Source organism: Bacillus mesophilus (assembly GCF_011008845.1).
Lineage (GTDB): Bacteria > Bacillota > Bacilli > Bacillales > SA4 > Bacillus_BS > Bacillus_BS mesophilus.
The window spans coordinates 107441-122434 of record NZ_JAAIWM010000007.1; the positions used below are offsets into that span (position 1 = coordinate 107441).

The 14994-nt window shown below is 38.6% G+C and carries 16 protein-coding genes; 6 read left to right on the top strand and 10 right to left on the bottom strand.

The window, feature by feature from the left end:
* The first annotated feature begins 36 nt into the window (after window positions 1-36).
* From G4D63_RS17390 to G4D63_RS17405, 4 genes are all read left to right on the top strand, one after another.
* On the top strand, window positions 37-591 hold the full coding sequence (locus G4D63_RS17390; protein ID WP_163181075.1) for a sigma-70 family RNA polymerase sigma factor: 555 nt from the start codon (window positions 37-39) through the stop codon (window positions 589-591).
* Window positions 581-892: a hypothetical protein gene (locus G4D63_RS17395; RefSeq protein WP_163181077.1), complete on the top strand. Its 312-nt coding sequence runs from the start codon at window positions 581-583 to the stop codon at window positions 890-892. Before G4D63_RS17390 ends, G4D63_RS17395 begins: the two co-directional genes overlap by 11 nt.
* Window positions 889-3105: a carboxypeptidase-like regulatory domain-containing protein gene (locus tag G4D63_RS17400; RefSeq protein ID WP_163181079.1), complete on the top strand. Its 2217-nt coding sequence runs from the start codon at window positions 889-891 to the stop codon at window positions 3103-3105. Before G4D63_RS17395 ends, G4D63_RS17400 begins: the two co-directional genes overlap by 4 nt.
* Window positions 3106-3235: 130 nt before the next feature.
* Entirely contained in the window at window positions 3236-4051 is an 816-nt protein-coding gene (locus G4D63_RS17405; RefSeq protein WP_163181081.1) for an alpha/beta fold hydrolase, read from the top strand.
* A 114-nt stretch (window positions 4052-4165) separates the two neighbouring features.
* Here G4D63_RS17405 and G4D63_RS17410 read toward each other — a convergent pair whose 3' ends face one another.
* From G4D63_RS17410 to G4D63_RS17455, 10 genes are all read right to left on the bottom strand, one after another.
* Entirely contained in the window at window positions 4166-4588 is a 423-nt protein-coding gene (locus tag G4D63_RS17410) for a DUF2935 domain-containing protein (RefSeq protein ID WP_163181083.1), read from the bottom strand.
* Between the two features lie 159 nt (window positions 4589-4747).
* On the bottom strand, window positions 4748-5464 hold the full coding sequence (locus tag G4D63_RS17415) for a DUF4367 domain-containing protein (protein WP_163181085.1): 717 nt from the start codon (window positions 5462-5464) through the stop codon (window positions 4748-4750).
* A 1-nt stretch (window position 5465) separates the two neighbouring features.
* Window positions 5466-5888, bottom strand: a complete 423-nt coding sequence (locus G4D63_RS17420) for a sigma-70 family RNA polymerase sigma factor (protein ID WP_205603892.1) — start codon at window positions 5886-5888, stop codon at window positions 5466-5468.
* Window positions 5889-6151: 263 nt separating this feature from the next.
* The gene (locus G4D63_RS17425) at window positions 6152-6928 is read right to left on the bottom strand and encodes a (2Fe-2S)-binding protein (protein WP_338024006.1); all 777 of its coding nucleotides are present in this window, start codon (window positions 6926-6928) and stop codon (window positions 6152-6154) included.
* Between the two features lie 382 nt (window positions 6929-7310).
* On the bottom strand, window positions 7311-8492 hold the full coding sequence (locus G4D63_RS17430) for a DUF4317 domain-containing protein (protein ID WP_163181089.1): 1182 nt from the start codon (window positions 8490-8492) through the stop codon (window positions 7311-7313).
* Window positions 8493-8634: 142 nt separating this feature from the next.
* Entirely contained in the window at window positions 8635-8859 is a 225-nt protein-coding gene (locus tag G4D63_RS17435; RefSeq protein WP_163181091.1) for a hypothetical protein, read from the bottom strand.
* An 86-nt stretch (window positions 8860-8945) separates the two neighbouring features.
* Complete coding sequence (locus G4D63_RS17440) at window positions 8946-9935, bottom strand: NAD(P)/FAD-dependent oxidoreductase (protein WP_163181093.1); 990 nt, start codon at window positions 9933-9935, stop codon at window positions 8946-8948.
* A gap of 154 nt (window positions 9936-10089) precedes the next feature.
* The gene (locus G4D63_RS17445; protein WP_163181095.1) at window positions 10090-10833 is read right to left on the bottom strand and encodes a YqjF family protein; all 744 of its coding nucleotides are present in this window, start codon (window positions 10831-10833) and stop codon (window positions 10090-10092) included.
* 182 nt (window positions 10834-11015) lie between these two features.
* Window positions 11016-11429, bottom strand: a complete 414-nt coding sequence (locus G4D63_RS17450) for an RDD family protein (RefSeq protein ID WP_163181097.1) — start codon at window positions 11427-11429, stop codon at window positions 11016-11018.
* A 358-nt stretch (window positions 11430-11787) separates the two neighbouring features.
* Window positions 11788-12225: a universal stress protein gene (locus G4D63_RS17455; protein ID WP_163181099.1), complete on the bottom strand. Its 438-nt coding sequence runs from the start codon at window positions 12223-12225 to the stop codon at window positions 11788-11790.
* A 326-nt stretch (window positions 12226-12551) separates the two neighbouring features.
* Here G4D63_RS17455 and asnA point away from each other — a divergent pair, with 326 nt between their 5' ends.
* Together asnA and G4D63_RS17465 are read left to right on the top strand one after the other, a co-directional pair.
* Window positions 12552-13550, top strand: a complete 999-nt coding sequence (gene asnA / locus G4D63_RS17460; protein WP_163181101.1) for an aspartate--ammonia ligase — start codon at window positions 12552-12554, stop codon at window positions 13548-13550.
* A gap of 217 nt (window positions 13551-13767) precedes the next feature.
* On the top strand, window positions 13768-14964 hold the full coding sequence (locus G4D63_RS17465) for a DUF4085 family protein (protein ID WP_163181103.1): 1197 nt from the start codon (window positions 13768-13770) through the stop codon (window positions 14962-14964).
* Window positions 14965-14994: the final 30 nt, after the last annotated feature.

Here is a 14994-nt window from a genome sequence, read left to right on the forward strand (position 1 = left end):
AAACAGCATCTATATACTTGAGAGGAGGAGAAGATAGTGAACCTTGTTCAGAGATTACAGCAAAAAGAAGAAAAGGCACTTGTACAGTTAATGGAACTCCATGGTGACTATCTTCTTCGAACCGCATTTTTATTAGTGAAGGATCGTCAGGTAGCTGAAGAGATTGTTCAGGATAGTTTTATTGTGGCGTTTGACAAAATTGATCAACTTCAGCATGAAGAACGATTGAGGAATTGGCTGACGATGATTTCATTGAATCTTTGTCGGTCTCGAATGCGAAAGTGGAGCTGGAAACATATACTAGTAGGATTTGAAGATAAGTTTGAGAACTTGGAAGACGATGAAATCGTTAATGGTCCAGAGGACATGTTGATGACATTATCACAAAATACGGAATTATATATAGCGATTCAGCAACTTGATTATAAGTACCGGGAAGTTATTACATTACACTACTTTAATGAATTGAAAGTAAATGAAATTTCAGATCAGCTTAATGAAAAGGATAGTACCATTAAAACTAGACTTTCCCGTGGACGAAAGCTACTAAAGGAAATTTTACTTAAAGGAGGGTTAAAGCATGCTGAATAACCAACAACGAATGAAACAACAGCTAGACCAGGAATTACAAGATGTAACGTTTACGTCCTTTGATAAGGTTCTCCAAGAAACTCGTCCAAAAACATTCAGGCAGAGACTGAACTCACTTTGGAATAGAGAAATCACTATCCCTGTCCTTCCTTTTGCTACAGCTACCCTTCTATTTATCGGAATTGCCGGGTCCACGATTTTTTTCTCTCAGGAAGAACCATCCCCCCATCGTCAGTTGGTAGAGGTATCCGGTAATGTTTATTACAGTGATTTATATGAAAAGGCGGTGGCAAAAAAATGACAATTAAAATAAAGGTAAAGTATCTCGTGTATTTCTTACTCGTTTTGTTTGCAGCACTCCCTTTATTCGCTTTTTTCATTCAGCCTAAAATAGAGCTAACACTCGCACAACATGAGTTAGAAAATAATGAAGAAACAAAAGCACGTGAACGGATAGAAGGATTACTACAAAGTACGAGTGGAAATCAAAGGTGGGAAATCATCAAGGATTTCATGATTGAGCCAACGGCTATTGGTCATTATCACGTGTATATTGGCTCATCAATGACCTCGATGAGCCATGATAGGACTAGTCCATTGTTTACTATAGAAGAAATCGTTCCTTATCTTCATGAATATATTTTACATGCACCGTTATCAGGGTATATACAAAGCGCAGCAGAAATATTAGCTTCGCATTACACACAGAACAATCAATATGAAAAAGCTGATCAAGCATTAGCTGCTGCCCAAAATCGTTATGGTTCTTCTACCTATGAATTTCAAAATCTATTGCTCAAAAGAGTGGAATTTGCAGAAAGAGCTGGAGAACCTGCTAAACTTCAGCAGATTATAACCTTTTTAAAAGAGCAAAAACTTGATGATCATTTGGAGGTTTTTTCACAAATTACTGAAGTTGAAGTGAAAGAAATGCTGCGAAACCAACAATATGAAGAAGCATATAACCGACTCACAAAGGACATTGAAAAGTTAGAGAAGGAATGGGATGAACAGACTTTTGAATCAGATGAAGAAATAGAGAATGACACCATGTTTCTGCATAGCAGCCCGTTTATCTCAGAGCTTATGTCTCTTAGAAATCACCTAGAAAAGACTCTCAACAATGGAAAAATCAATTTAACAACGATTAAAGGAAAAGTTGTGAAAAGTAACGGAGAACCTCTTGCAAACGTAGGTGTATTTTTACGTGATGAAAGAACTGCAAACATGAGCCCTAATCCAGACGATCCCTTTTACACCGTTACCAATCAAGATGGTCACTATGAGTTTAACGGAATTCTCCCTGGAAGCTATCAAATCCAACTAGGGCTCACCCTTCACCAAGTGGATGGATGGACGTGGCCGGTTGAAATGGATGAGTGGATTGATGTAAAAGGAGAAACGGAAATCATTGAAAACATCGAGTTTAGGCCATTAATCACCACCCATTCTCCTGTTGATTTTAAGGTGATCACCACTGATTCCCTAACGTTCGAGTGGAGCCCTGTAACGGACGCTGAATACTATGAATTAAGCCTTCAGGTTGAATATGATTCAGGTTCAATGGGAGTCCCTTTCCGCGGGAGAATCAAACAAACTAGCCTTGGTGTTCCCGTTGAAGATTTATATGCGAAAAGTGTAGGAATTGTACATGGTGGTGACCCGATCATGGAGACCATTCAGCCAGAAAGTTTATTAGCCTTTTCTAACACAAACGGTCGCTTTTCCTGGTATGTAACCGCTTATGATAAAAATGGAAATCTCCTGACGAGAAGTAATGGCTATCGTTTAAATGAAGAAACAATGGAAGGGATTCCTGTTTTCTATTTAAAAGAGAGAGCGATGACAAAAGCAGACTCTCTCGTTATGGAGCGTGACATCGAAGAAGCCCTACAACAATACAAACAGAATTATGAAAGCAATCCAAACGATCTTCATAGCCTACAAATGATTACAAGACTAATAGGGTTAGAGCAACAGGATTACGAGAAAGGTCTCAATAAGGCCTTACCGTATATGCTTCAGTTGGCAGAGCTTCAGCCTACTGAAGATACCCTATTCTCAGTAGTTAGCCATTATTATGATGAACAAAACTGGAAAGAATTTAATTCATGGTTCAAGCAATATCAAATGATTGTGAACGGAGAACCTTCTACGTATGTAAAATCCATTTATGCCACGGCCTTAATGAAACAGGGCCAACTTGAAGAAGCTCGAAATCTTTTTCAACAAGTCATGCAGGAAGACGCTAGCCATCGTTTTGTCGGGAATTGGATTGCTGTTGAAGTAGTACTCAATGGGAGCTACAAGGAAGCTCTTCACATCGCAGAGAACTATTCAGAACGCAGCTATACTCATCGAGATTGGAAACACATAATCTCTAATCTAGAAGATGAGCCAATAGAAGAAGTAAAAAAATCAATCCAAAGCTTTTTTGAAGGTAGCTTAGAGTTGGAATCTATTCAAAATGAAGATATCGCCACATTTATCAAGGCATTATCGGAAGTAAAATAAGCTAACACGGGGACGGTTCTAACGCTTCGATTATGAAGTACGAGAATCGTCCTTTTTCCTTTTTAAAAGAAGTAATTGTATGTTAGCCGAATATATTAAGATGAAGATACATGTTAGGAGGAGATTATGTATGGCAAAAGAAAGCTACATAGAAGTGGAACCAGGTGTGGAACTGTATGTTCTAGAGGCCGGAGAAGGAGAACCCATTGTATTTATTCCTGGCTTTACCTTTACAACAGAGGTGTTTCAAGAGCAACTTCGGCATTTCTCCAAAACACATCGCACCATTGTGATTGATCCAAGAAGTCATGGTAAATCGACGATCACCCTTCATGGAAATGAATATATTACACATGGTACTGATTTAGCTAAGGTGCTTGAAACGTTACAAGTGAAAAGTGCTACCCTTTTAGGATGGTCCTTTGGCTGTTTAACAGTATGGGAGTATATACGTCAGTTTGGTACAGACAACATCAAATCTCTAGTGATGGTCGACATGCCACCTAAATCCTTATCACTTCAAGAAGACCAAGACTGGGTAGAAGGTAAATTAGATGACCTTGCAGCTGCCTACAATACTTATTTACGTAATCCTAAAGGTCAACGAGATTTCATCAGTGCCTATGCAACTGGCGTCATGGTTCAGAGAGAATTAAAGGAAGAGGAGCTAAATTGGATTGTCCAGCAATCGTTACAAACGCCGTACTACATTGCTGCTAATCTGTTTTCTTCGGGATTATTCTGTGATTATCGTGAGGAAGCAAGAGTGGCAAGTGAATCTGTACCAACTCTAACGATCGTGGCAGAGCACTGGGGCGAGGTGGCAACTGCCTACCTCCAGAAGCTTGCGCCTCAAGGGAAAGTAAAAGTACTTGGTGGTCATATGATGTTTTGGGAGCATAGCGAAACGTTTAATGAAATAATTGAAGAGTTTTTGTCTGCTTGATTTGACATAATATGTTTCTCTCAAAAAAAGGGACTTCTCTGTCTCCCAAACGGGGTTCAGCCTAGTCCCTTTTCCAAACATCTGGGACAATGTACCTGTCCCCCTGTCCCACGACTAAGAATACAATAACGTCTGAGCAATCCCCACAAAGTACTCTGATTCACGAATGATATGATCAATGACCACTTTCGCAGTAGGATTATTCTTGATTGGTTCACTATTTTCTTTTAAATACTGACAAAATTTAATGAATTGCATACTTTCATCTAACAAGTATTTAACCAACTTTAGTACTTCCTGATATAAGGTTGGAGAAAGAGTTTGTCCGGAACGAATCACCGTTTCAATCCAGCGAACCACGGTTTGACGCGTGTTGGAAAGGACTTTTTCCCATTCTTTTAATGCTTCTACATATTCAGTTTCTAAGCCCTTTACGAGTTCACGGATCACCACCGTGTGCTCTTCCTCTTGATGCTTCCAAAATTCAGCTTCATCCAATATTCTTAATGGCATCTGATTTCCATAATAAAATTGCACATGACCACCCCCATCTTATTCCCTAAATAAGTATGGGGGTTGGCCTCAATTTAGAACTAGAGGGACATGGGGACAGGTCCCTTGTCCCAGAACCAAGGGACCGGTGCTCTTGCATCATTTCGAAGCAGAAGAACCAGCCCTTAGCTGATCTATTATGGCTTACTTGATACTTTCAGCAATCTTTATCATTTCTTCCTCTGTAAGTTTAGGTCCATCATGGTTGGTTCCATCAATAACAATTTTCCATTCGTCCGTTTGAAAATAAAGCGAGTATGAATCTTTCAATTCGTATATACCTAAAAGAGTACCTGATACTCCATTAATGTTCACTTTTTTTTCGATTACTGTCTCTTTTGTCGTATTAGCCGTAAACTCTGGTGTTACTTTAGGAAGATTGGTTGCAGATACCATATACAATCGGTCTTCTGTTCGTAGAGAATACATAAAAGATACAAATTCTCCCTTCTCGGTATTTACTGTATATTCTTTTAAGAGAGAGTCTTTTTCAGCGGCAAGCAGCTTTTCTGGGAAAGGAATATTCATCTGAAATTCTTCTTCTACTTCACCGATTGACTGAAAGGATGTAGAGGCATCTCCAGATCCCTTCCAAGTCCAACCAATATAAGTGAAGGCTTCACCTTCTTGGATATGATTAACACTAAAAAGCTGTTGAATCGTTGCCTGAACCGATGGTGAACTAAGTACTCCTATTGCGACTACAGATGCGATTGAGGCAGCTGCCAGTGGCTTTTTAAACTTCATATATTTTTTATTCTGTTGTTCAGAAATAGCTTTTTCAACCCCTAGCATTGCTCTTAAATGTAACTCGGCAGGAACCTCAATTTTCTCAAGCTCTCTTATAAAACTATTACTCATCTTATTTAACCTCCTTAAATTCTTTACGAAGTTTCTCTAACGAGCGATATAACACGGTCTTAGCGGTCCCAAGAGGAATATCTAGCATTTCTGAAATTTCTTTGAATGTATATCCGTGATAGAACCTTAGTAATAGTACAGTCTTCTCTTCTTCCATTAATGTATTAATCACATCTTTAAGTGATAGGGTTAAAGGAAGATCTTCGTCACTTGAACCCATAAACTCATCAAATTCAGGGGTTAATTGGATGACCTTCTTCTTCTTATTTAAAAGCTGAAGGGAACAGTTAATGACGATCTTGATCAGCCACGTTTTAAAGTACTCTGGCTTTTTTAATGTTTTTATTTTACTAAAACTCTGATAAGCTACCTCCTGAACAACATCCAACGCATCCTCTTTATTTTTCACATATAAAAAGGCCATTCGATAAATCTCAACTTCATATTGTTGGAAAAGCTCTAAAAAGGCGCTACCGTCCCCTTTTTGTGCTTTTTTAACTAACTGTATGATGGGTACTCATCCTCTCTTTGTATTGTCTTCCATCTATTAGATACACAAATATATAGTTTGGCTTGCCTGGATGAAACTTTTTTTAAAATAGCAGAAAGGGACGGTTCTCATGCTTCAACTGTTGAAGCAAAGAACCGTCCCTTTTGTTTCCTTAATAATAAGAGAGTCAGCATCATTTAGTTAGCATTTTCCATGATTTTCAGTCTTCTTACTTCTCTCTCTGCAGCACTCATTCTTGGGCAACTGTAGCATTTATCAGTTGAAGCCTCTGTTAAATAGTATAGACAACAAGACGGTTTCATTCGTTGGTGTGTTTCTGGATCTCGGGCACTTGGGATCATCTGAAATGTAATATCAAGTGGATTCTTACTAACGTTGGAAAGATTGGGTTCCATTTTCTTTGTAAGATAAGTAAAGTCATGTTGGAGATTGTACTTTTGTACATCCGAAATAGCTTCCTTCATATTTAAGTCATAACCAAAGTGAAGTCCAATGCATAGTTGACCCCATAACTCTCTAATTCTTACGCCCGTTTCTGATACGAAGGCTTGAAGTAATGGAAGGACGCTTTCGAAATAGATCTCCTTGATATTTCCCTCTATTTGTTCTCGGTTTTCACTTCGAATAGACGAATCTACTAACTTAAACACCAAGCCATAATGATCATGATTCCCATCATATAATAATTGAAGTTCTATATTAGATGGGCTCATGTCCACTTTATAGTTTAATGAATGGAAATAATGAAATCCCGCTAAAACCCATCCATAATATTTACAGAAGTAAGTAGCCGCTACCTGAGGTGTTAAGGCCCTTAGCTTATTACTATAAGTACTTACAAACTCTTTCATTTCCAAAGGATTCGTTAGATTTGATAGTGTAGTAGCGAATATCTTATTTGGATGGTCAGAGTATGTAATTGCAAAATTATATTCTAACTTTTTTTCGTCCATTATGTTCAATATTACTCCCCCTTACAGGCTTATTGGAAGCACTATTTATCACCATTAGTAGTCTAATATGTATGATTGATAATGAATATCATTTTCACTTTACGTTATAATATTAAAATAGTCAAATTTCCATGTCAATATTTCTTTAGCTTATAAAGCCAAAAAAAGAGGCAGAGACCGGTGATCTATTACCAGTTATCTACCTCAAATTCCGACTAGAACCAGGCTCCCATCTAACTGCAACCCTCTCATTCTTTACCAATCATTTGCACTATACTTCTATAGAAAAAAGGACGGTTCTTATGCTTATATTATAAAGCACGAGAACCGTTCCTCTGTTTTCTATTACCGGGACAGTAACTGTCCTTATGTCCTTAATTGGTTACTGGTTGTGGGACAGTGTACCTGTCCCTGTGTCCCACAACTTAAACCCTTCAATTTCCATATCCTCATCAACCTCAATCAATATACATTTCTTCCCGTTGTAATTGACTTGCTTGACGTACTTTAGATCTTGAGGACTGATGCTAATATTGGCGACTTTGGTGTTGATTTTAATCGATTTCGTTTTATAGTTTGGCATGATACTGCTAGCCTTGAGCTCATATCTCTCATCATCGACTACTTTTTGAAAGGCCATTTCTACCTTTTCAGTATTTACACCTTCGACTCCGCTCACTTTTAAGACACGCTCTACATCTTTGTAATCAAGCTGCGGCCCTTCCTCTTCAGCCTCTTCTATGACGCGGTTGATTTCTTCGTAAACATTAGAGAGAATCGTTGTATCGATGTTGTCTCCGGTTACTTCTCTCACAATTTCCTCAAAAATCTCTTTATTCTCTTTGGCCGTTGTGATTTCTTGGCTATTTAACACATGTTCGATGAAATGGTAATCCGGCTGATTCGGTTTTGATGCCGAATATAAAATATGGTTTACGTCTGCTGCATTGTCGATAAAGCAAGGAAATAAGAATCCAGCTACAGGTGAAGATAGATTAATAATCGGATCTACCACGACATTGTACTTAAATTCTCTTTCAACAAAATCAAATAATAGATTTTTTTTCGGTAACTCTGTTTGATTAATACTACAAAGAATAAACGAGTGCGAATACACCGTATTCATCACACTTTCGTCGTCTGCACCGTTACTTTCCTTCGTTGGCTTGAAGTATTCACCTTTAATAAAAGTGACAACCACATCCATCTCATATTGAGTGGTTGCAAACATTTTTTCAACAAGCTGGAGCATGTCTTCCTTCCAGTCTTCTGCATTCGAAGCTAGCAGCCCTTTATGAAGAATGAGCTGGCTGTGATTCTCTGCTTCTCTTTGAAATTTTAACTGAAATAACTTTTCATCCAGTTGCCCACCTAGTACCTTTTTGAAATTATTGAAAAATAACTCCTGCTGATCTGGATCTAGCATCGAAAAAGGTCGGTTTTCTTGATATAAAACATCACTGCTTTCTTTGATCACATATACGTTAAAAATATCAGTAATGTTCAGTCGGTCATTATCCGGTTTGAATTGTTTACGAATCGCTGCTACGTCTTTTTTGTTCATAAGTAGTTAATCTCCCGGTTATGTATTTTTTTTGATAACTAAAGCAAATCATTCTATTATATTATCATTCTTTTGGACAAGTAGGTCAGGGACAATTCCAATGCTTTTGGAAGCATAAGAACCCGTCCCTGTTTTTTTTAGATTACCATGAAATGGGACGTATTGGTCTAAACGGGACAGTTTGTACTCCTTCCCAGTATGGAAATCCAGATACTGATTCTGGGCTTATATTGTATTGGTTCCCTCCTATTACATAATAATAATAAGGGGGGCTACCCAAAATTGGCTGACTCCATGCGCCTACAGTTTGAGGAGGAAAGCCCTGATATACCACACCATTCATACCAGTAATTACAACACCAGGCATAAGATCACTACTTTCTAACGTTTTTTTATCTTATGACCTTCTAAGGTTACTTGTGTAGACTTTAACAGGGGAGAACAGCCTTATTTTCACCCTTTATTAAGCAATCCAACCAACTCTTCGCCCACAGCAATCCCTGAAAGAAAAGCACTTTCTAATCGAGTACGTCCCGCTGTATCCTCACTATGTAAAAATGCATCTCCCGCTACTAATACAGGATACTCAAGGTTACTGTTTAAAAAAGGCTGGCGCAAAAATTGGACGGCCTCTGCATAACGCCATTTTTTCAGCTGACTCGAAATAATAGAATCACTATCAAAATACTGACTCGTAATTTGCTTCATTTTTACTAAAACCTCTTCATCCTCTAAATCATAGTGAGCGTTGCTCCATTCACCCGTCATATAAACACTGACCGTTGTAAGGGGTGACATGCCCTTTTTGTCATGATCAACAAGTCGCATCACACCCCCTGGAAGATCCGTATCAAGATGACCATTTTGTGGTAAATTCGTCGACTGGTGAAAATGAAATAAACCTACCAAGCATGGGTTAAAGACAATTTCATCAAGCTTCTCTAAGACCTCTGCATTCACCTGGAGTTCGTCGCTTTCAAGCAAGGCTTTCGCCTGTGGGGCTGGTGCTGTCACAATAACCGCCCGTGCGTTGATAGATTCACCTTGGTCTGTGAGTAGTATGTATCCATTGGAATCTTTCTTCATCTCTATAATTCTCGTTTGTAAACGTACTGGAATATCTTCAGCTAGCTTTTTAGCAAAAGGATTCATCCCATCCACACTACAGTAGCGTGGATACTGATCACCGAACCAAACCTTCACCAGATCTCTTTTCAGCCAATCATCAACAAACGCTTGGAATCTATCAGTTCGCACCGTAAAAAATTGTGCACCATGATCCACCTTACCCGTTTCAATTCTACGAGTTGCCATTCTACCACCAACACTACGGCTCTTTTCCACCATTAAAATATCCTTATATCCATGCTCTTTCAGTGTCAGGGCTGCCATAATCGCAGACAACCCTCCACCTATAATCACGATTGGTGCTTCCTTACTCATGTAAACATCCCCTTTTTCTTGTGGGACACAGGGTCAGGTTCCTTGTCCCAATCTCTATAGGGTCGTGACCCTGTCCCTATTATTTTAAATTTCCTCGAAAAGCAAAGTCATCAAATAGCTCTTAACAAAATAGCCTCACATATGCAAGGCTATACTATTCAACACGTTCTAGCATCCATACATAAGCACGAATGGATTTAGAATATAGTAGCAGTGGTTCAGTATCAAAATAGAGCTCCGGTAAAAACGGAGCAAGCTTATTGATTTTGATCTCTGCCTCTGCTTGTTGAAGATCCCACGGTAAATGATGAATGTCTCCACGATACACAGTGTTACCTTTCGTTGTCCACAAACAATAACGCGCTGTTAACCAATCCTCGATACTTCCTTTTGTGGCCGTGAAAACTGGTGATGTAGGACGATACGAAACATGAAAGCTCGCCTCTGGATACCCTCGGTGAGTCCGTTCACTTTTATAATCAATCATTCCATTAGCCTTTTTCATTTTCATATCTGCGTGAACGTATGGTAAGGAGAATAATGTTCTCGCTGCTTTTACGGCTAATTTATGATTAGCATCTAATGTAAAAAAGTAAACACCCGGTTTCCCCTTATATGTCACATAGGTTCGCACATTTAACTCTAGAAAAGAATGAGCATAAGGAACCTTTGGCAAACCATGCACCCTTACCTGATTCATCTCAAATGGAACAAGTCCAATCCAGCCTGTTCCATCATATGTATCTAGTTCAAGCTCAGGTGGGATATGCTTTTGGAGCTCTTCTGTCGGAATCGGATAATGCATAAATAGTAACTCATCCCACGTTTGGGTCATGACCCATGGACTACTAGGCAGTGGATAGGGACGATGGTCAGTTTGTTTTAGTTCTTGATTCATCTTAGTCATCCTTTGGGAGTTTATAAGTTTTAATAAATTTATTTTAACCCAAATGCAAATCCATGTATCCATATAAGTAATAAGGACGGTTCTGGTCTTCCTTTATGGAAGTTAAGAACCGTCCTTGTGTAGCTAGCAAGCATTCCTATTCGGGACACTGTACCTGTCCCTCCGTCCCAATACTACTCAGGCTTATCATACGTCACATACGTACCTGCGATAAAATCATGAATCGAACGTTTGTCTTCTCTGAGACCTACCATAAAGGCACTAACTATAACTCCGATCCCTAGCGTTAATAAGTAGGCAATGCCAGCTACGAAGTTTCGCATAAGCATCGTCCCAATCCCAACTTTCCTTCCATCAACACGGGCAATCCGGATGCCCAATGCTCTCTTCCCAACCGTGTATCCATACCAAAACACAGGTAGTAATAAATAATACAACAGATCTATAGCATGTGTTATATTATTGGGCTCTGAAACGAATTGTTGAAACAACGCAAAATTTAATAATGCAGATACGATAAATAGAAGGATGCCATCAAGAATTGCTGCGCCAAGTCTTACCCAAAAACCTCCTGGATTATCACACATAATGATTCCCCTTTCCCGTGCATAAAAGTCGCACCTAAGATTACTATTATTCTAGAACTCTCATTTTCATGCAAAAGGGACACAGGGACAGGTTCCTTGTCCCAAACATAAATTTACTCCATGCCTCAAAGCGAAAGGTAAGCCTTACTATTCCAAACTAATCATACCAATAATTTCCAAGGTATTACACCGCATTTTAACATTATGACTACAGGATTTTGGTACACTAAATTAAAAAGAGCCGTGATTCACACTTGTGAAATCAACGGCTTTTCTATAGCTATTTTAGTTCGTAGTTGAGGTAACAGTTCTCCACTCAGCCCCTAACTATTAAATTATATATATGTTAACTGCTATATTATTTAATGATAAACACAGGGCATTTAGCCATTTGAACCACATTGTGACTAACACTTCCCAAGAAGAATTCTTTGATTCTTCCTAGTCCCCGGCTACCCATTACAATGAGATCAACATTTTGCTCTTCAGCATACCGAACGATCTTTAGCGCTGGATTCCCTTCAAGGACTTCTACATCAGTATGGTTTGGAATCTGCTCTAAAAGTTCTCTCACTTCCACTAATCTAGTATTCGCTGCTTCTTGAGCATTCTTTTTTATTTCTATATACAAGTATGGATCAAAGGTATTTGGATATGCGCTTACTTCCATAACCGAGACAACCTCTAACCTGGCATTCTCATTATTTGCTACCATCTCTTTCGCATACTCTAATGCTTTTTTACTCAACTCTGATCCATCATAAGCAACAAGAATCTTTGAAGGTTTGTTCATCATCCAAAACACATCCTCTTCTATTATCACTTTTAGTGAGAGGCGTTCATGACTCCTTTCACTGATTATCATAAAGGAATAATTTGGATGTTCCTGTGATGTATGTCACCTACGGGAAAATTTTTTTTAAAAATATCTAGGAGCGGTCCAATCGGTCCAGGGGGACAGGTACAGTGTCCCAGCTCTTGCGTAGCAATTGGGACACTGTACCTGTCCCTTCGTCCCACCCTGCCTATTTTACGAAAATAGGACTTGATTAAGCTTCATATTTATCTGTCTTTCATACTTTAACGTAGTAAGAAAATAATCAATGAACCAATGGAGGCATTATGGAAAAGCAACTATATAAACCCTTACTTTCCTTGTTGGATACGGAAGAGGCGATTAAGAATATAAAGGATTATTTTGAAATGGAGCTATCTGAGTCCTTACAGATAAAAAAGGTTTCAGCACCTTTAATGATTAAAGGTGGTCAGGGAATTAACGATGATTTAAATGGAGTAGAACGAATTACTTCATTTAGTACGCCCGATATTACAGAGTCAGCTATTGAAGTCGTTCAATCCCTAGCTAAGTGGAAAAGGGTGGCTCTTGGAAGGTATAACTTGCCTGTTGGAAAAGGTCTATATACGAAGATGATTGCGATTAGAAGTGATGAGGAGTTAGATGCTACTCACTCTCTATTCGTTGACCAATGGGATTGGGAGAAGGTCATAACAAGAGAACAGCGCACTGAAGAAATGCTAAAATCGGAAGTTAAAAAAATATATCGTTCCATAAAGGACACAGAGACCTATATTCATGAGTATTACCCTGAACTAAAGCCAGTACTACCAGAAGAGATCACCTTCATTACCTCTCAGGAGTTAGAAGATCAATACCCTGGGCATACTCCAAAAGAACGAGAAAATGTGATTTCCAAAAAATATGGGGCCGTATTTATTATGAAGATCGGCCATACGTTGAATTCTGGTGAAAAGCACGACGGTCGTGCACCGGATTATGATGATTGGTCCTTAAATGGAGACATCATTGTCTGGAACCCAACCCTCGAGAGTGCCTTCGAGCTGTCTTCGATGGGTATTAGAGTAGATTCTATATCTCTAGTAAACCAGCTTCAAACTGCTTACTGTTTAGAAAGACTTGCCCTCCCCTTCCACCAATCCGTACTAAAAGAAAATGTTCCTTTTTCAATCGGTGGTGGAATCGGCCAATCAAGATTATGCATGTTCCTGTTAAAAAAGATGCATATCGGTGAAGTGCAAGCCTCCTTTTGGGGCGATTCAATTATTGAAGAGTGCAAGACTCAAAATATTCCACTTTTATAGGAAACAGACCTTAGAATGCTTACTCTTGTGGGTAAGCTTTTTTACATTTGGATAAGATCACTTCATCTATAATATTAATAAGTGAAACTATTAGGCATCTTATTCGTATTAGTATTTAAAGTGAATTGGACCAGGGGGACAGGTACCTTGTCCCAGATAGTTACTATCTTTGGGACACTGTACCTGTCCCTCTGTCCCACTACTATGAGGTGATTATATGTGGAATATATCGAAAGAAGCTAAAGAAAGATTTTTAAAACATAACCTGCTCCCGATTCATGAATCTGACCGTGAATGGGAGATTTCATTAAGAGAGGCTAGAGAAGAAGGCGAGGATTTGATTACTAGTTTGCAGGAAGAACTTGCGGAGGTAAAAGAGGAATTACTTCAGGTCTTGCCTAGTCGTTTTGTACCTTATTTAGAAGATGGTTCTTTAAATCAACCAACATTGCCTAAATCTGTACTTGAAGATTATTTAAACTGGATACAGCAAGCCTCACATGACTTTGAACAAGTATTAGATGCTGCATATGAACGGACACAACATGCTCTTCCTTATTTACCTACTTCTGTTCAAGAAGTGTTTGCAGAAAGTTTGCATGATTCAACGATTGAGCGCATTGTTTGGGAAGGCGATACACTTCATCTTTATGTCAATACAGATGGTGGTTTTTCTTCAAAGGCACTTATTCATTTTACATTTAAGGGAGTTCAATCTGAAGAAACAGATGGGCCCATTGAAGTTGGACAATGGTTTATTTATGATGAACTACAGAAAACTGAGGATGGATTTGCCTTTCGGGTCTTATTTGAAAGTCCGGAAAGTCAGTGGACCATTTCCATGAAAGAGTTAGATGCAGAGTACTTTTACCGTCCTAAGGAATATACGATATTGAGAAACGAAGAAAAACTTGAAGATACGTCCCTGGTTGAGTACACATCTAGCTTAAATCCAGAGCATCGCTATTGGTTGATTACACCACATATTGAGTGTACCATATCCTCATTTTCGGAAAATCTCGCCATAGAAAACGGTCTGATTGAGTTTTCCAACAATGAATTGGTGGTTATAGTAGGAAATGAACGTTTTACATATGATTTAGATGAATACAATCCGATTCAGTTTATCTACACCTACATATATGAAGATCCTTATGCACAGTTTAATGAGCCTATTCCAACAGAAGAAATCGAAGAAGCAGCATTAGGTGAAGAACTAGAACTACAAGTACGTGCATGGAACACCATGTATGGCAATCCTAAAGAGTTGGCAAACATTATTAACACAGTATTAATGAAGGTTAACGTTACGGAAGAAAATGAAATGATGATCAGTGTTTATGTAAATCATTTTTATAAAGAGGGAATCTTACTAAAAGAAGTGATTGAGAAACACCGTGCATGTATTGATTAGTGGACCTCGCTTCATTTAAATGATTCTAAA